This window comes from Candidatus Poribacteria bacterium (assembly GCA_026706025.1).
In the GTDB taxonomy this organism is placed as follows: Bacteria; Poribacteria; WGA-4E; order WGA-4E; family WGA-3G; genus WGA-3G.
The window spans coordinates 144,475-164,029 of record JAPOZO010000052.1; the positions used below are offsets into that span (position 1 = coordinate 144,475).

Here is a 19,555-nt window from a genome sequence, read left to right on the forward strand (position 1 = left end):
GTGTTACAGAGCAGACGAAGGGAATTGACGTTAGTTGGGTTGTTTGTGTGGTACATCTTGAGCGTAGGTGTTTTTATAATACTTCTGCTGCCGTTTGTTGTGCCACAACACCAGTTAGCGCAATTTATCCCCGAATGCACTTGGCAATCACAATTTCAGAAACCGTGTGCTTTTTGTGGGATGAGTACCGCATTCTACGCGATCTCGCGCGGCGATTTCGCTCAGGCACATCACTTGAATCCACTAAGCCTTTATATCTACTTCACCTTTCTGCTAAACACACTCTGCGCAGTGATCACTTTAAAGCGAAACACACGTTTTCTAAAAAATATAGGGGCAATGCCGCATAACGATAATGTATTGTCATAATTTGGAGAATAATCATGGGTCTACTATCAATCTTGAGTTTGGTTTGGGGCATATTGGCTGTTATTGGCATGGCAGTTGGTATCATTCCATGCTTTGGCTCCCTTAATTACCTTAACATTCCATTCGCAGTACTCGGCTTGCTTTTCAGCATCTTAGCTATCGTCTTATCATCAAAAAAAGAACTCGCTTTTGCTGGATGTACCCTTTGTGCCGTAGCTATTCTCATAGGTGCCATCCGACTCGTTTTAGGTTTCGGTATTTTCTAATTGCCGATTGGCTTCAGATAAAGTTTCCCGACCGTATCAGGTTATCTTGAATAGGGCAGGCGCGGTTTTCAACCGCGCCGAATCTTACATTACTCTAAAAAGTCAGTTTTGAGTTTTCCCCACGTCACCGCAAGCTTACCAACGGCTTCAACAGCCAATGAATCACTTTCCATTACGGCTGCAATTTCGTCTTCGTCCAGCACACGATCATAAAGGCGTACTTCATCAATCATACCTTTGAAAAGGTAGGTATGCGTAGGACGTTCATTCCCGCCTGCCCCTATGAGGAATTCCTCGCTCGGATTAACATCAATATCAAAGTTCTCTTCTCCTATAAATTCACCATTTACGTAGAATTTATGGTTACCATCGGCATAAGTGCCAGCGAGGTGATCCCATTCACCGAGATTCACATCTGGTCCCCGAACGGGTTTCCAATGATTCGCTCCGGCACCAATCCAAAATTCCCACGTATTGCCGGGCTCAGCATAGAAGATAAACCCGCGTTGCGGAAAGTCCGCACGAGAAGAGACAACAGCCCGATGGTTTGCGCTCCCCGGTTCCACGTTTGCCCACGCACATATCGTAAAGACTTCTTGATTAAGATCCTCATGATAAGGAACGTTCACCTCATCGGCATCTTGATCAAATTCAAGCGCGCCGCCGAAGTAGCCATCATCAGTCCATTGTGGGTCTCCCATCAGTTTGCCATCATGTCCGTTGCCACTTGAGTCGGTTGCAGTATCGCCATCTTTTTCATTGAATGCCCAATACGCGACGATCCCATCACTAACATTTTGGGATAGCACAGGTTGCGCGGTGAGTCCAATGAGTAATAGTAAAGCAGATGTAACAGTTACAACTTTCATTTTTCGGCTCCTATTAAAATACTTAACCCGTTAAGAGCGGGCAGGCAGACACGTAGTAGAGAGACTACGTTTGACATATCTGCCAACCGGTATGCAAAAAGTATAACACCTTTGACATGAGATGTCAAAAAAAGCTAAAGGATGGGGTGGATGACGCAAAACTGAATGGCTCTGGTGAGAGCCTTAAATCTATTGACTTGTCCCCCGGTTGATGATATAATTCTCCCAACATCACAAGAAAGGATTCAGGTATGGCAATCAAAAAATCCCAACTCTACGCTTCCCTCTGGCAAAGCTGCAACAAACTGCGAGGCGGTATGGATGCCTCCCAATACAAAGACTATATTCTGACGCTGCTGTTCATGAAATATGTCTCCGATAAGGCAGAAAGAAATCCCCGCGAGGTAGTAAAAGTACCAGAAGGTGGAAGTTTCGCCGATATGGTGGAATTGAAGGGCGACAAGGAGATCGGTGATAAGATCAACAAGATTATCGCTAAATTCGCTGAGGCAAACAAACGGATAAGCGACTTTAATCAAGCTGATTTCAATGACGACACTAAACTCGGCAAAGGCAAAGAGATGGTGGATCGCCTTACCGGACTGGTGGAAATCTTCAACGACCTCGATCTCAGTTCCAACCGCGCTGAAGGTGATGACCTGTTAGGCGACGCTTATGAATATCTGATGCGGCATTTCGCTACAGAGTCTGGCAAAAGCAAAGGGCAGTTCTATACGCCTGCCGAAGTTTCGCGCATTATGGCGAAGGTTATCGGCATTGGTCCTGATACCCAAAGGATAAATACGATATACGACCCGACTTGCGGTTCCGGTTCGCTACTGCTGAAGGCAGCCGACGAAGCACCGCGCGGACTTAGTATCTATGGACAGGAGAAGGACAATGCAACCTACGGACTCGCGCGGATGAATATGATACTTCACGGTTATGCAGGCGCAGAGATAAGTCCCGGTAACACACTTTCTGCACCTGATTGTAAGATTCAGCCACGAGTCTCAAACTTTTTGACTTTGCTGTAGCAAATCCACCTTTTTCTGACAAAGAGTGGATGACCGGGTTCAATCCTGCTAAAGACGAATATGCACGTTTTGAATACGGCATCCCGCCCGCCAAAAATGGCGATTATGCGTTCCTACTACACTTCATCGCATCCCTCAAAAGCACAGGTAAAGGTGCAATCATCCTACCACACGGCGTGCTATTTCGCGGCAACAAAGAGGCAGATATACGCAGAAACCTCATCGAACGTGGATACATCAAAGGCATTATTGGTTTACCCGCCAATCTGTTTTACGGTACGGGCATCCCCGCTTGTATCATCGTGATAGACAAGGAAAGTGCTGCACATCGTACTGGCATCTTTATGATAGACGCAAGCAAAGGTTACCTCAAAGATGGCAACAAAAACCGACTCCGCGCACAGGACATCCATAAAATCGTGTCCGTATTTAATAAACAGACCGAAATAGACGGATATTCCCGAATAGTGCCGACATCTGAAATTGTTAACCCTGCCAACGACTATAACCTCAATATCCCGCGCTATATTGACAACAGCGAACCCGAAGACCTACACGACCTTGACGCGCACCTCAACGGTGGTATCCCAAACACCGATATTGACGCACTTGACGACTATTGGGAAGTGTTTCCTACATTACGCCAAGAGTTGTTCAAAGCAAACGGCAGACCCAGTTATAGCGACCCACAAGTGGAAACACAACAGGTAAAAACGACCATCCTCTCACATAACGAGTTCACTGACTACCAGCAGCAGGTAATCGCTGTCTTTGAGAGGTGGCGTAACACACACGAACCGCTGTTGGGGGGTATTGATGCGAATACCAAGCCAAGAGATGTTATTGATGCACTCTCGGAAGACCTGCTGATGCAATTCGACAATTTACCACTCCTTGACCCTTACGATGTTTACCAGAAATTGATGGACTATTGGGATGAAGTGATGCAGGACGATGTGTATCTCATCACCACAGATGGATGGGTGAAGGCATCACAACCGCGCGACCTTATCCAAGACAAAGACCTCAAGGAAACCCCCGACCTTACTCTTAAGAAAAAGAAATATAAGACGGATCTGATTCCACCGGCACTGATTGTCGCACGCTATTTTACCGACAAACAAGCAGAAATTGACAGACACCAAAGCGCGCTGGAGACTGCTGAGCAAAAACTTGAGGCATACATTGAAGAACATACCGGCGACGAGGGGTTGCTCACGGATGCAGTCAACGACAGTGGCAACGTTACAAAGACCACTGTAAACGCAAGACGCAAAGCACTCACACCCAATCTGATGACGCACAACGATGCACAGGACGACGAAAGCGAAGCACTTGAACACTGTCTATCGCTCATTAATGCGAAGGCAAAAGCGGACAAAAAGGTGAAAGACGCACAACTCGCATTGGATGAACAGGTGTTAGCACGCTACAAAACGCTCACCGAAACGGAAATTAAGCAGCTCGTGATTGACGATAAATGGTTCACCACAATCCAAGCCGAAATTACAAGTGAAGTACAGCGGTTGACACAGAATCTCACAGAACGCGTGAAGGAATTAGAGGAACGCTACGCACAACCGTTGCCCGCCCTGTCGCAGGAAGTGGAAACATTTAGCGCGAAGGTAGCAGCACATTTGCAGAAGATGGGGGCGGATTGGGAATGAGTAAAACCACTATTCACCATAGGTTTTCAACAGGCTACAAACAGACAAATCTCGGACCTCTTCCTAATACTTGGAAAGCAGTACTTCTTGGAGATCTCTTTGTATTCAAAAACGGTCTAAATAAGGCCAAGGGATTTTTCGGTAGTGGAACACCTATCGTCAACTATATGGATGTTTTTGAACACCCAGGCCTTAGACCAGGTGATCTGTTGGGACGGGTAAACTTAACACCGGAGGAAATCAGGAATTTCAAAGTCCAAAAGGGCGACGTGTTCTTTACCCGCACATCGGAAACGGTTGAAGATATTGGGGTGGCATCCGTTATGCTCTATGAACCTCACGATACCGTATTTAGTGGCTTTGTTCTTCGTGCTAGGTCCCGTGATGGGCGACTCGACGATCACTACAAGCAGTACTGTTTTGCAAATAGAGTTGTCAGATCCCAAATCATATCAAATGCAACATACACAACGCGTGCCCTGACCAACGGTCGCACACTGTCTACTGTATGGATTGCCGTCCCACCAACTCCAGAACAACGCGCCATCGCCGAGGCGTTGTCAGATGTGGACGGGTTAATCAACGCATTGGACGCACTCATCGCCAAAAAGCGTGCAATCAAACAAGCCACCATGCAGCAACTGCTCACCGGTAGGACACGCCTGCCCGGCTTCAGCGGTGCATGGGAAACAAAGCAAATCGGCGATGTGGCAAGTCTATGTAGCGAGAAGAATAATTTAGGCGCGGATATCCCGGTTTTGACCTGTTCTAAGCACCTGGGATTCGTTGATTCGCTTAGTTACTTCAAGAACCAAGTCTTTAGCAAAGACCTGAGTAGCTACAAAATCATCAGACGCGGCCAGATAGGTTATCCAATAAATCATGTTGAAGAAGGATCAATCGGACTTCAGGACCTCTATGATGTAGCTCTTGTTAGTCCAATTTATGTCGTGTGCTCACCGAAGAAGGACATCAATAGTTTCTTCCTCCACAGATTACTGAAGCTTGAATCCTACCGCCAAGAGTTTGCCAATGCTACTACGTCTTCCATTAATCGCCGGGGAAGTTTAAGATGGCCTGTATTCTCAAAAATTCATGTTACTCTCCCACCCATCGACGAGCAAGTTGCTATCGCTGCAGTCCTCAATGATGTGGAGATTGAGATTGCAGCTCTTGAGAAACGCCGAGACAAAACTCACGCTATCAAACAAAGCATGATGCAGCAGCTTCTCACGGGGCGCGTGCGGTTGTTGAAATCGGAATAAGGTAGAAAACAAACACATGTCAGGACGAAATAGCGTTATTTAAATTTGACTTTTTCGTTGATTTTCTTTGGAAAATAGGGTAAATTCCGTACCAGCGTTTAGACAATTTTTATAGAGCCCACTCTGAATAATAGTAGCGTGCCAGTTTATATGAAATTAAACCACTATACCGATAACGTTTTTATCAATTGCCCATTTGATTCGGCTTACAAGCCCTTGTTTGATGCGATAGTGTTTGCAGTACATGATTGCGGTTTTATGGCACGTTGTGCGCTTGAAGAAGAAGACACAAGCCAAGTGCGTATTGATAAGATTTATACCATTATCGCGGACTGCCGTTATGGAATTCATGATATATCGCGAACAGAATTAGACGAGATTTCAGGTTTACCTCGATTTAATATGCCTCTGGAATTGGGAATTTTCCTCGGCGCAAAGAGATTTGGTGTAAAAGAGCAAAAAAGAAAAAACTGCCTCGTACTGGATAGCGAACCGTATCGGTACCAACAATTTATCTCGGATATTGCTGGCCAAGACATTCAGTTTCATAACAACAGTCCTGAAGCAGTTATAAAAGCCGTCCGGAACTGGCTCCGCACTACCTCAAGGCGTCAAACACTTCCAAGTGGAAATGTTATCTGGGAACGTTACCAAAATTTTGTGAAAGATTTGCCGCAAATGGCGCAAGATTTTCAGTTGGAAGTAAATGACCTGATTTTTAATGATTATGTTTGGGTACTCGGGAAATGGCTGGTCGCAGAGACAAGTTCTTTGTCCGATCAGCATTCAAGGAGATAATCAGCAGTACAAGATAAAAAATTTTATAGGTGTCGCGAGCCATTTAAAATCGCGGGAGAATACCCATGGCAAGACAAAGAACTATCAAATTCCCACCCAAACGTGGGAAACTCACAATCTGCCAAATTGAACAGGCAGTAGATAAGGTCATTCAAAAGAGGCGCGCGCAAGAGACAATAACTTCAACACCGAAAGAGGATAGAAGTGAAAAATACGACGTGTTTATTAGTTTTTGCGCGGATGATTCCGATGCCATCAACCTCCTCAGTACGCTGCTCAAAAATGAAAATAGCAATATTGTGTTTAGCGATCTCTCTCCGAGAGCACCGTTCAATAGCGAAAAATCGGATCACATCAAACCTGACATCCGAGAACGTATTCGCCAAAGTTCGGTTACTGTCGTGTATGTATCGGATAAAACTGCAAATAGCGAATGGGTAGACTGGGAAATACGAGAAAGCCTCGCACAGGGAAAAGGTGTTCTTGCCATGCACAAAGGTGACACTCGACCTAAACACCTCCCGAAGGCAATCGTTGAGAACAATATTAAGGTGTTACCTTGGAAGCAGCAGCTTATAAATGATACTATACAGGGACAAGCAGAGACAGGACTGCCAGAGTCCCTCCCTTCAGATATCAAATCGAAAGTCATAAACTTACTCACCGCTGGTGCGATGTCAAGATCCGAATTGTCCAAGAAATTAGGACAGAAGAAGCCTACCGGTCATCTCCACAACGTTATTCGAGGCCTTCTGGATGATCAGATGATTGAATACACACTACCAGATAAACCCAGAAGTCGAAGGCAGCAGTACCAATTGACTGACAAAGGAAGGACCGAACTCTCAAAGTTGAAATCAAGAGATGCAGTATAAGATGCAGTATAAGATGCAGTATAAGATGCAGTATAAGATGCAACCCGAATCGCGACTATTACATTTATAATCGGGAATCGGAGTGTTTTGCTTGGGAGTTTCTTCCCTTCTATAGAGAATAGGATACACCAACATGCACATAATTCGTGAAACAGAAAAAGACACACAAAAACGCGTCATAGAATTCTTCCAAGATGCCTTGAACTATACCTACCTCGGTAGCTGGGCAGATAGCGTTGACGAAAACAGCAATATCATCCCTGAAGACCTTGCTGACTGGCTGCGGAAACAGAACCACGCCCCCAATATTATCACCAAAGCAGTGTATCAACTACAACAAGCAGCGAAAATTGGTGGAAGTAGAACGCTTTATGACGCGAACTTTGAAGTCTATGAACTCTTACGCTACGGCGTGAAGGTGCAACCAGATGTCAGTGAACAACATAAAACAGTCTGGCTAATAGATTGGAAAAATCCAGAAAACAACGATTTCGGTATCGCAGAGGAGGTCGCGCTCAGAGGAAAACACAACAAACGTCCCGATCTCGTGCTATATATCAACGGTATCGCTATCGGTGTGTTAGAGTTGAAAAGTGCCATAACCTCTGTCTCTGAAGGTATCCGTCAAAACCTTGTCAATCAAACAGAGACGTTCATCGAGTGGTTTTTTAGCACAGTGCAGCTGGTGATGGCGGGGAATGAAACTGAAGGATTACGTTACGGCGTTATTAAGACCCCTGAAAAATACTGGTTACGATGGAAAGTAAAGCCTGCACAGCCAGAGACTGCGACCAATCCGTTACTTAGAGAACTCGGGCAATTTTGCAACAAAGAACGGATGCTTGAAATCTTACACGACTTCATCGTATTTGATGCTGGAAGAAAGAAAATCTGCCGTCATAATCAATACTTCGGTGTGAAGGCAGCCCAGGAACGCGTCAAGAGTAGAGAGGGCGGGATTATCTGGCACACACAAGGCAGCGGGAAAAGTTTGGTGATGGTCTGGTTAGCAAAATGGATTCTGGCAAATAATCCTAACGCACGGGTACTCATCATCACTGACCGCATAGAATTGGATGAACAAATCGAAGGTGTTTTTCAGGGTGTCAAAGAGAATATTAAGCGAACAAAGAACGGTGAGGATCTGAAGCAAGTACTTAGCGATGCCACAAACCGGTTAGCCTGTTCTCTCATTCACAAGTTTGGCAAGTCGGGAGAGATAGAAGATACAGATGTTGACCTCTATGTAATTGATCTAAAGCAGAATCTCGCTGATGGTTTACGTGTAAAGGACGAATTTTTTGTATTTGTAGACGAATGCCACCGCACACAGTCGGGCATACTCCACAAGGCAATGAAGGAACTTCTTCCCAACGCCATGCTCATTGGCTTCACAGGCACACCGCTGCTAAAGAGCGACAAACAACGGAGCATTGAGATATTCGGTAAATTTATTGACACCTATAAATATGATGAGGCAGTCCATGATGAAGTCGTGCTTGACCTGCAGTATGAGGCACGCGATATTGACCAGAATCTCACTTCACAAGACCGTATAGACCAATTTTTTGATAGCAAAACCCGCGGGTTAAACGATGTGGCGAAAGCACAGCTCAAGGAACGTTGGGGAACGATGCTAAATGTCGAAAGTTCAATGAATCGCTTACGGAAAATCGTCGCAGACATTGTTTTGGATATGGGCACGCGCGATCGGTTGAAAAGTGGGAAAGGGAACGCAATGCTTGTGGCGAACAGTATCCTCTCTGCTTGTAGGCTCTACAATCTATTTCAAGATACACCTTTGAGAGGGAAATGTGCCGTGGTGACATCCTATAGACCCAATATAGAATCCATCAAACTCGAAGAAACAGGCGAAGGACTTACCGATAAGCAGCTGGAATACAATACATATAGAGATATGCTTTCAGCATATTTTGGAAAGCCTTTTAAGTTGACGAACGCCAAGGTTGATCAGTTTGAACAAGAGGTAAAGAAACGTTTCATTGAAGAACCTGCACAGATGAAACTCCTCATCGTCGTGGACAAACTACTCACAGGTTTTGATGCACCACCTGCCACCTATCTTTACATAGACAAAAGTATGCAGGATCATGGGTTGTTTCAAGCAATCTGTCGCGTCAATCGCATTCATACTGATGACAAGGAATTCGGCTACATCGTGGATTATAAAGACCTATTTGGATCCCTGAGGCAGGCAATGACAGACTATACGGGTGAGGCGTTTGAAAACTACGATACCGAAGATGTGGAAGGATTATTGAAGGATAGGCTTGAAAAAGGCAGAGAACGATTAGAAGACGCACGCGAAGCGATTAAAGCGTTATGCGAACCGGTTGATCCGCCGAAACAGATTGCGGATTATATCCGTTATTTCTGTAGTGCGGAAAGTGGAAACAACGAACAGATAAAAGCCAATGAGCAGAAACGCATAAAACTCTATAAGTTGACTGCAGCCTTAGTCCGTGCATACGCTAACCTTGCAAATGAGATGGAGGCGGCAGGATATAGTGACGCGGAAGCAGAGAAAATCAAAAAAGAAGTGGGCGATTACGAATATGTACGTCAACAAGTAAAACTAACAAGTGGCGACTACATTGACCTGAAGATGTTCGAGCCTGATATGCGCCATCTGTTGGATACTTATATCCAAGCCGAGGAGAGTGAGACGCTCTCAACATTTGACAATATGCCACTTGTCCAACTGATCGTGAATAAGGGTGCCGATGCGGCGATTGAGAAATTGCCTGAAGGCATCCGCACAAGTGAAGAGGCGATCGCGGCAACAATAGAAAACAACATTCGGCGTGTCATTGTTGACAAATCAGAGATCAATCCCAAATATTATGAAGAGATGTCACGACTGCTTGATGAACTCATTCGTCAGCGGAGACAGGATAAAATTAATTATCGGCAATACCTATCAGAGGCTACGAGGTTGAGCAAGCAGATTACCGATCCTACTGCAAACTCGGACTATCCACAGGGCATTGATACAAAACCACGGCAGGCTTTTTTTGATAACTTACCAGACGATATGCCGGTTGATCATAAAACCGAAATGGCGAAAGCAATAGATGAGGCTATTATTGATGAAAGAAGTGATGAATGGAGAGGAAATAGATTCAAAGAACTTGAAATACGTAACGCCATTGAAATAGTTATCTTGGATGATTTTGATGACGATACTATTGACATTGACAAAATTTTCAATATCGCAAAAAATCAAGATGAATACTAAAACCGAAGATTATCATATTGAAGTCCGTGGTCTCTCCATAGAGGTTGTCCGTAAAGACATTAAGCATTTTTATATTGGTGTTCATCCACCCCATGGACAGGTGCGTGTGTCTGCACCATTGCGACTTGACGATGATGCCGTGCGGATGGCTATTATTTCACGTCTGGGATGGATTAGACGGAAACAAGCATCGTTTGCAAAGCAGGAACGTCAATCACAACGGGAGTATGTGTCCGGTGAAAGCCATTATTTTGCGGGGAAACGTTACAGACTGAAAGTAACAGAGCAGGACAGTCCACCAATGGTTCGCCTGCTTAACAATACGAGGATCGGATTAGTCGTACGTCCAGGGACAGACCGGGACAAACGCGAGTCAGTACTTTATGAATGGTATCGTGAACATCTTCGCGCACAATTACCACTACTCATTGCCAAATGGGAACAGAAGATGGGTTTGTCTGTTAACGAGGTGCGCATTAAGAAAATGAAAACACTCTGGGGGTCTTGCAACATCGGAGCCAAACGTATATGGCTTAATCTGGAACTGGCGAAGAAACCGAAATCGTGTCTGGTGTATGTATTGGTGCATGAGATGGTGCATTTACTGGAACGTCATCATAACGATCGGTTCCGTGAGTTGATGGACAAGTTCCTACCGCAATGGCGAACATATAGAGACATCCTCAACCAAGCCCCCTTGGCACACGAAGATTGGCGGTACTGATTTATAGCAAAGCGCGAAAATATATGAACATTACTGAAAGGAAAATCGATGAATTGCCTTGATTATGGACTCTCTTTTATTAACACTGTTGGCAACGGGAATGCTCCGCGCTTTTGGGTCGAATCGCGATGCCGCATCATAGATAACACAGATGGAAGTTTCAGCGATTATTACCAATGCGGTTCGTGTAAGAGTGAACACACCTTTGCGGAGAAAAATCTCTTCATAAATCCAAACTATGACTTCCTCCCTGTTTTTGGCAAAGAACACATAGCCGTATTCAGAAGGCATGCTTACTGCAACGATAACTACGCCGAATATAGACCGGCGCGGGACTATTGGGGAGGTCCCTTGTTTGATGTTCAAGAGGCATCGCCGGTCCGGGTCCTTGATAGCAACGCAGCCATTCTTGAGGCGACACAAAAATGTCTACCCATCGTAACGCAGACAGAAATATGGGATACCCATACACAGCAGCGGGCAATTATTGAGTGTCCGGTTAAAACGATGAACATAGATGAAAACGCTGGCATCTACCAAGTTGATACTGGAATTGTGCTATTTCCAGATCTGTCAAAGCGATATGATCGGCAGATTGAGGCGTTCAGCCTCGCTTACGTTGCTTTCAACGCACCGCACTTCGCTGACTTCGTTATCGAACGCCCCACTGCCATCGTTGAAAATGGCGTAGAAGTCACCCAAGTTTACCACTATTCCGAAATTCGGAGTTTAGAAGCAAAAAATACCGTGTTCTGCATCGGTGAACTTTAACAGACATTCCCATTCAGATAAATGTAGTTAGGTCGGTTCGATGCCTGCACCTGCACTGTAAACAAATTTCCTTGCAAAAATTTTTCTGTTTCCTTATAATGCTTGGTAAAGCACCGAACCGTATGTCAGATTTTAATAGGTGCTAATAACAACTCGCATGATACTTTATACGGAGGACAGAAGTATGAAAAGTGTTCACATAAGTCTTGTTTTAGCACTAATACTTGCACTTGCATTTGTTAGTGCGCCGAAAGCTGATAACCACCAATCCCAATCGCTAACCATTGTCTGGGCAGAATGGGATCCCGCTAATTACTTGCAGGAACTCTCAAAAGACTTTACCGCTGAAACCGGAATAACCGTTGATGTCATCCAGATTCCGTGGCCCAATTTCCAAGATAAAGTCTTTACAGCGTTTGTCGGGAAAAGCGACCTTTACGACATCGTCATTGGCGATAGTCAGTGGCTCGGCAGGAACTCTCAAGGCAAAAACTACATCAATCTAACCGATTGGATCAATGAAAATATCGATGTAGATGCTATCTACGGCCCCGCGATGACTGCGTTTGCTGAATACCCGAAAGGCAGTGGAACATATTGGGCATTGCCCGCAGAGGTAGATGCCGCTGGATACGTCTACCGGAAAGACCTTTTTGAAGCCCCGAAGGAAATGGCGGCGTTTGAAAAGAAATATGGCTACGCACTCGCACCCCCGAAAACTTACGATCAACTCCGGGATATTGCCGAATTTTTTACGCGCCCAGATGATGACCTCTACGGTATCGCAACGTGGTATAGCAAAGAATATGACGGTATTACGATGGGATTTCAACAGGTGATGTGGAGTTTCGGTGGTTCCTATGGCGACGCAGAGACCTATAAAGTCGCTGGACTCCTTAACTCTGAAGACGCTGCCAAAGCACTCGAATTCTACACCGACCTGCTCCAATTTTCACCCCCGGATGCCCCAAACTATTATTGGGCGGAAACGCTGAACGCTTACAATTCTGGTAAGGTCGCGATGGCAATGAATTATTTCGCCTTTTTCCCTGGGGTGATTAACCCAGAGGTGAATAAGATCTCGCACGATAAGAGCGGTTTCTTTATCGCACCCGCCGGCCCGAAAGGACACTATATCAGCATCGGTGGACAAGGCATGTCGATTTCTTCCTATTCTAAGAACAAAGATATTGCCAAGCAATACATGAAATGGTTTATGCAGAAACCTGTGCAGGAGAAATGGGCCGCACTCGGTGGCTTCACACCGCACAAAGAGGTGTTGCAGTCGGATACCTTTAAGATGGCAACGCCCTTTAACGAAGCCTTCGCTGCGAGTTTCCCATACCTTCGCGATTTCTGGGCAGTGCCGGAATACGCAGAACTCTTAGCGGCTTGCCAGACGCATTGGAACGCAGCCATCTCCAAAATCAAGTCCCCTAAAGAGGCACTCGACGCTATCGCACGAGAGCATGAGGAAATCTTTGAGGACGCAGGCTACTACGACGAGTAAGGATTGAAAGGGTGAAAGATTGCAAATGCAGTCCTTCACCCGCCATCCGCCATTACAGTTGCCATTTTTTGATTCATCTTAAATCCTGCCGACAAGTATCGTTGCGCGTGATAGCAAGAGGACATTCCCCTATAACACACGAGGTGGCACAATGCAGAAGCAGATTCAGGCAGCACCGACAATCATTTATCCCGAATCAGATGGGGAACCTATGGCTGAAACCGATCGACATCGAAATCTCATGATGGATTTTATTTTTATGCTTAAGGAACATTTTGAGGATGTCAACGATGTATACGTCTCAGGAAACCTACTGATGTATTATGAGGAAGGCAACATTTACAAATCTGTAGCTCCCGATGTGTTCGTTGTTTTCGGTGTCAGTAAGAAAGAGCGGCGGACGTATCGGACGTGGGAAGAGGCGCGCACTCCTGATTTTGTGTTGGAGGTCGAGAGTCCAAGCACATACACCAACGATATAACAGATAAGAAATCGCTCTATGCGTCTGTGTTAAGTGTTCAAGAGTATTACATTTACGACCCCTATGGAGAAGTACATCCACATTTTCAAGGGTATCGACTGGTAGACGGGGTATATCAAGAGATCGCGTTTGTGGATGAACGTTTACCGTCAGTCGTACTCGGTTTGGAGTTAGGGGAGCGAGACGGTATTCTGAGTTTGTACGATGCGAATCATTCTGCGTGGGTTCCACCGCCGAAGGCACGGGTTTTAGAGGCGGAAGCACGTGTTGAAAATGCGGAGGCGCGCGTTGCACAAGAGGCAGAAGCACGGCAAAGAGAGGCAGAAGCACGGGAACACGCCGAAACAGAACTTGCTAAGGCTTTAGTGGTTATTGAACAGCTTAAAGAAAAAACACAGGACTGACAAATCGGCTGTCGGTGTATCTGCTAACAGCAAGAGGTGCCTGGTTTCCCGAAAGCCTCTTTTCTGATGGCTGACGGCTTTCGTAAATAATATGCAAACCAACCACCCGTACAAGACATCGCGCGGGATGAGCGACTACCAAATAAAGATGGCATTCATCATGCCCACCATGGTTTTGCTCATCTTGATGAACATCTTTCCGCTCCTCTGGTCGTTGTACCTAAGTTTCCATCGCTACAAGGCCTCAATGCCCGCAGCTCCAAGGTTTATTGGTGTTCGTAATTATGCACGCCTCCTTCAAGACCCAGAGATATGGGGTTACTTTCAAACCACTGCATATTTCGTCCTGTTAGCAGTCGCGGCACAATTCTTGATCGGGTTCGGGTTAGCACTGCTCCTGAATCGTGAATTCCGATATAAAGGCTTCATTACAACACTTCTCCTGCTCCCGATGATGCTATCCCCCGTAGTTGTCGGACTCTTTTGGCGTTTTATTCTTTACTCAGATAATTCCGGATTGCTGAATTTTTTCCTGAGCCCTATTCTGAAATCTCCGATCGGCTGGACGACCCATCCGAAAGTGGCAATGTTATCTGTTGTTATTGTCGATACATGGATGTGGTCACCCTTCATGATGTTGATCGCTTTAGCCGGATTAAGCGCTGTTCCGAAATATCTCTATGAAGCCGCTGATGTCGATAGAGCCTCCGCTTGGTTCAAGTTCCGATGGATTACGCTGCCATTGGTATCACCCCTTCTACTCATTGCACTCCTGTTCCGAACAATGGATGCCTTCAAAATGTTCGACATCGTCTATGTCCTAACCCGTGAGGGGGGCCCCGGCACCGCTACAGAAACTGTATCAATGAACCTCTATAAACTCGCTTTTCGGAACTATAACACCGGCAAGGCGTGTGCAATGGCATACATTCTGCTCATCATTATCGTTGCACTGAGCAATATCTACGTGAAATACCTCAACCGCGTTAAAGGGGAAACATAAGGAAAATGCGGAATCGGAAAAATTTTTGGCACTACCTCATAATTGCATTCATTGCCGTGGCTGTGATTATCTATATCACGCCGATTTATTGGATTTTGGCAACGTCTCTGAAAGGTTTCGCAGATATTACCACGAAACTTCCCAAGTTCGTCTTTAAAATATCGCTGGAAAACTATCAGAAATTAATGCCTTCAGAAGGGGTCCCGGGCGTAACATACATTTTTCTCGCAGAGGTGTTCATAGGACTACTCCTGTTCGGCGTTTTTTCTCTGTTTAAGGCGAAGTTACCCCGCTATCTCGGTTTGGTCTGGAATATTATTTTCGTTTTAACCTGTCTCTATAGTTTTCTGAGTCTGCCGCCGATGCAGAGTCGTCTTCAAACGGATGCCCGATTCAATTTCCTGCTACTGATCGTCTGCACAATTATCGCCTATCTGTTGATTGACCCATTAAGGAAAACAGGCAGCATAGCCTCACAAACTGAGAAGAAACTGCGACTGACGGTCGTCTTACCGAGCGTCTTTGGAACAATCGCTGTTTGTGTCGCATTGGCGAACGGTGGGTCCAAGTATTTCTATCAATTGCTCAATAGTATTATCATTGGTGGTGGTAGCACAATTCTCGCAGTCGGACTCGGAACGCTTGCAGCTTACGCCTTTTCCCGATTCGACGTAGCCGGTAAAGACGACCTACTCTTCTTCATCCTCAGCACACGGATGTTACCCCCTGTCGTTGTCGTCATTCCGATCTATCTGATGTATAGTGAACTCGGTTTGCGAGACACACACTTTGGGTTGATCCTGCTCTATACCACCTTTAATGTCTCGTTTGCGGTGTGGCTCATGAAAGGATTCATTGATGAAATTCCGAAGGAGTATGAAGATGCTGCACTCGTTGATGGTTACTCTCGATTTCAAACCTTTGTGAAGGTGATTTTACCACAATCCGTTACGGGTATCGCCGCAACTGCAGTGTTTTGTCTCATTACAGCATGGAACGAATTCGCCTTCGCCTTGGTGCTCACAGAAGTCGGTGGCAAAGCCGTAACCGCGCCGCCCTCAATTACCAGTGCGACCGGTTCTGCAGGCATGGATTGGGGAAAAATCGCTGCAGCGACGTTTGTTTTCCTGCTCCCCGTCGCTGTTTTTACTTTCCTAATGCGGGGACACTTACTCAGAGGCGTTACTTTTGGCGCAGTGAAAAAGTGAGAATACATCCTTAAAAGTAGTAGGCACGCGCCGCGTGCCGTAGACGTGTTTATAGAAACTGAAAACTTCTGTGGATTTCCAAATAGAAATAGTGCTAAAATACGTGTAACCTTTAGATGACAGTTTGGGGTAATACCGGCAAGTCCGAAAAAACGATGAACGGAGGTTCCTAAGATGAACAGACCAGCACTGCCACTCACCGATCAAGAGATGCGGGATTTCATCATCAACGGGTACGTCAAGGTAAAGACCGACTTCCCGCCGAGTTTTCATGAAAATGTTTACGAACAACTGGAAACAATGTTTGAAACGGGCAATCTGGGGAACAACGTCCTGCCGCTCATCCCTGAGATGCAGGAGGTTTTTGACCATCCCGTTGTCCACGGCGCAATGCAAGGCGTACTCGGCGCGGACTACGTTATGCATCCACACCGATACTGCCACTACAACCCTGAAGGGAGTGACGGGCAAGGTTTCCATAAGGATACTTATGAAGGCGATGAACAGATTCGTCGGCACCGATGCCGTTGGACGATGGCGTTCTATTATCCGCAGGATGTCACGGAAGATATGGGGGCTACCGCCGTTTTACCCGGTTCGCAGTATTATGAGACTGGTGAAAGCGCACACGAGCAGCCGGACCTCTCGCTCTGTGGTGAAGCCGGAACTGTGACAATCGTCCATTACGATTTATGGCACCGCGCAACTCCGAATCGGAGCGATAAGAAACGGTACATGGTGAAATTCCTCTTTTCCCGATTGGGCGAGCCGCAAACACCGGCGTGGAACAGCGATACGGCTAACTGGTACAACGGCGAAGAACCTGAACATCCGGAAATGTGGGAATCTTTATGGGACTGGTATTATGGGAAGCAGAACGGAAACCCTGCCAATGGTGTTTCGCGTGCTGAGGTAGACGCTCTTATCGGAACTTTGGATAACGATAACGAGAGAGAAAGGCTAAATGCCGCGTATCGTTTAGGACGCGTTGGTGCTGCTGCTGTGCCTTCCTTGAAGCAGGCGTTGCACGGTAAATCTGATGCTATCCGCAACTACGCCGGGTATGCCCTGAGTCTCACTGGTGCACCCGCTGTTCTGACACTCATTGACGCACTGCAAGCGGCAAATGATTCCGTCCGTGGCACCGCGGCGTATGCCTTAGCGGATATGGGCAAAACCGCACAAGAGGCGATGCCTGCGTTAACTCGCGCTGCACAAGATTCCTCCGAATGGGTACGACGACACGCCACAGAGGCATTGGGACTCATCGGACAACAGGTTTCTGAAGAGATGGACCTGTCCGAGACTGTACAGGTCTTAACAAACGGATTGCATGATGACTATTACTGGATTCGCGATAACGCTGCCCGTTCCTTAGCAAAATTAGGCACACTCGCTGAACCGGCAATCCCTACCCTTATTGAGCAGCTCGAAGATGAGAATCGATATGTCCGCTTCCATGCCGCATTGGCCTTAAAGCAAATTAAGACACCAGAGGCGCAGGACGCGCTTTTCAATCACCTATTTGCTTCGCGTTGGTGTACGCTAACGACACGCGGAACACCATATTAGAGAACATCTCTTAAATGCCCTAATAGAATTTGACTCCCTGTCAGAAAAAATAGAGGAGGGCGCGCAAGATGAATAGACCGACACTGCCACTCACCGATGAACAGATGCGGGATTTCATCATCAACGGGTACGTCAAGGTGAAAACCGATTTCCCGTCGAGTTTTCATGAGAATATTCGTCAGCAATTGGACACAATGTTTGAGGAAACCGGGAATTTGGGGAACAATCTCCTGCCAGCTATCCCTGAAATTCAAGAAGTTTTTGACCATCCTGTGGTTCATGGCGCGATGCAAGGTGTGCTCGGTTCGGACTACGTCATGCATCCACACCGATACTGCCATTTCAATCAACAGGGCAGCGAGGGTCAGAATTTTCATAAAGACAGTTATGCAGGAGACGAACAGATTCGTCGGCACCGGTGTCGTTGGACGATGGCGTTCTACTACCCGCAGGATGTCACAGAAGATATGGGACCAACGGCTGTGCTGCCGGGTTCTCAGTATTACGAGACGGGTGAAAGTGCGCATGAACAGCCAGAAGTTGCACTCTGTGGCGAAGCAGGGACTGTGACGATTGTCCACTACGATTTATGGCACCGCGCAATGCCAAATCGGAGCGACAAAAAGCGATATATGTTAAAGTTTCTCTTTATCCGACTTGATGAACCACAAGCACCTTTGTGGCAGAGTCATACTGCCGACTGGCACACATTCAGCAACGGAGAAGAATCCGAGCATCCGGAATTATGGGAGTCGGTATGGGACTGGTATTACGGGAAACAGAACGGTGCTGTCAACGGTGTTCCCGAAAATGAAGTGGATACCCTCGTTGAAACCTTGAATAGTAAGAATGAAAAAGACAGGTTAAATGCCGCTTATCGGTTGGGGCGGGTCGGTGCAGCTGCCGTGCCTGCCTTGAAGCAAATGTTACACAGCGAATCTAATGCTATCCGCGAGTATGCAGGATACGCTTTGAGTCTCACCGGTGCATCCGCTGTTCCGACGCTTATTGATGCCTTGCAAGCAACAGACGATTCCGTTCGGGCAAGCGCAGCATTCGCCTTGGCAGATATGGGAAAAACCGCGCAAGAGGCACTACCTGCGTTGGTCCGCGCTGCACAAGACCCCTCCGAATCGGTCCGACGACACGCAACAGAGGGGTTGGGACTCATCGGACAACTGGTGTCTGACGAAATAGATGTGTCCGAGACTGTGCAGGTCTTGGCAACTCAGTTGAGCGATGCCTATTTTCCTGTTCGCGATAACGCTGCCCGTGCCTTAGCGAAATTCGGAACGCTTGCTGAACCGGCGATGCCTGCGCTTGTCGCGCAACTTGAGGATGAGGACCGATATGTCCGTTTCCATGCCGCGTTAGCGTTAAAGCAGGTTCAAACGCCAGAGGCGCAGGACGTGCTTTTCAATCATCTATTTACTTCGCGCTGGTGTGCCCTAACAACGCGCGGAACACCGTTTTAGG

The 19,555-nt window shown here is 46.5% G+C and carries 14 protein-coding genes and 2 pseudogenes; 15 read left to right on the forward strand and 1 reads right to left on the reverse strand.

Annotation, left to right across the window (positions count from 1 at the left end; translation table 11 throughout):
* On the forward strand, positions 1–369 hold the full coding sequence (locus OXH00_11540) for a DUF2752 domain-containing protein (GenBank protein MCY3741645.1): 369 nt from the start codon (positions 1–3) through the stop codon (positions 367–369).
* A gap of 14 nt (positions 370–383) precedes the next feature.
* Entirely contained in the window at positions 384–635 is a 252-nt protein-coding gene (locus OXH00_11545) for a hypothetical protein (protein ID MCY3741646.1), read from the forward strand.
* An 89-nt stretch (positions 636–724) separates the two neighbouring features.
* Here OXH00_11545 and OXH00_11550 read toward each other — a convergent pair whose 3' ends face one another.
* Complete coding sequence (locus OXH00_11550) at positions 725–1,504, reverse strand: LamG domain-containing protein (protein MCY3741647.1); 780 nt, start codon at positions 1,502–1,504, stop codon at positions 725–727.
* A gap of 251 nt (positions 1,505–1,755) precedes the next feature.
* Between OXH00_11550 and OXH00_11555 the strand changes: the two are divergent.
* From OXH00_11555 to OXH00_11615, 13 genes and pseudogenes are all read left to right on the forward strand, one after another.
* A pseudogene (locus OXH00_11555) lies at positions 1,756–4,208 on the forward strand (class I SAM-dependent DNA methyltransferase).
* Entirely contained in the window at positions 4,205–5,473 is a 1,269-nt protein-coding gene (locus OXH00_11560; GenBank protein MCY3741648.1) for a restriction endonuclease subunit S, read from the forward strand. The pseudogene OXH00_11555 and the gene OXH00_11560 overlap by 4 nt, the downstream one beginning before the upstream one ends.
* 150 nt (positions 5,474–5,623) lie before the next feature.
* Complete coding sequence (locus OXH00_11565; GenBank protein ID MCY3741649.1) at positions 5,624–6,271, forward strand: hypothetical protein; 648 nt, start codon at positions 5,624–5,626, stop codon at positions 6,269–6,271.
* Between the two features lie 65 nt (positions 6,272–6,336).
* Positions 6,337–7,146, forward strand: a complete 810-nt coding sequence (locus OXH00_11570; protein MCY3741650.1) for a TIR domain-containing protein — start codon at positions 6,337–6,339, stop codon at positions 7,144–7,146.
* Positions 7,147–7,279: 133 nt separating this feature from the next.
* Positions 7,280–10,405 (forward strand): type I restriction endonuclease subunit R, encoded by a 3,126-nt coding sequence (locus OXH00_11575; GenBank protein ID MCY3741651.1) that lies wholly within the window; start codon positions 7,280–7,282, stop codon positions 10,403–10,405.
* A complete protein-coding gene (locus tag OXH00_11580) occupies positions 10,395–11,129 on the forward strand; it encodes a SprT family zinc-dependent metalloprotease (GenBank protein ID MCY3741652.1) in 735 nt (244 codons plus the stop codon). The genes OXH00_11575 and OXH00_11580 overlap by 11 nt, the downstream gene beginning before the upstream one ends.
* Positions 11,130–11,177: 48 nt before the next feature.
* Complete coding sequence (locus OXH00_11585) at positions 11,178–11,900, forward strand: hypothetical protein (protein ID MCY3741653.1); 723 nt, start codon at positions 11,178–11,180, stop codon at positions 11,898–11,900.
* Positions 11,901–12,084: 184 nt separating this feature from the next.
* Complete coding sequence (locus OXH00_11590) at positions 12,085–13,410, forward strand: sugar ABC transporter substrate-binding protein (GenBank protein MCY3741654.1); 1,326 nt, start codon at positions 12,085–12,087, stop codon at positions 13,408–13,410.
* 151 nt (positions 13,411–13,561) lie between these two features.
* Positions 13,562–14,296: a Uma2 family endonuclease gene (locus OXH00_11595; GenBank protein MCY3741655.1), complete on the forward strand. Its 735-nt coding sequence runs from the start codon at positions 13,562–13,564 to the stop codon at positions 14,294–14,296.
* 91 nt (positions 14,297–14,387) lie between these two features.
* Positions 14,388–15,299, forward strand: coding sequence for a sugar ABC transporter permease (locus OXH00_11600; protein MCY3741656.1), 912 nt, complete (start codon positions 14,388–14,390; stop codon positions 15,297–15,299).
* Between the two features lie 578 nt (positions 15,300–15,877).
* A pseudogene (locus OXH00_11605) lies at positions 15,878–16,507 on the forward strand (carbohydrate ABC transporter permease).
* A 174-nt stretch (positions 16,508–16,681) separates the two neighbouring features.
* Complete coding sequence (locus tag OXH00_11610) at positions 16,682–18,079, forward strand: HEAT repeat domain-containing protein (GenBank protein ID MCY3741657.1); 1,398 nt, start codon at positions 16,682–16,684, stop codon at positions 18,077–18,079.
* 68 nt (positions 18,080–18,147) lie between these two features.
* Positions 18,148–19,554, forward strand: a complete 1,407-nt coding sequence (locus OXH00_11615; protein ID MCY3741658.1) for a HEAT repeat domain-containing protein — start codon at positions 18,148–18,150, stop codon at positions 19,552–19,554.
* Position 19,555 lies beyond the last annotated feature (1 nt).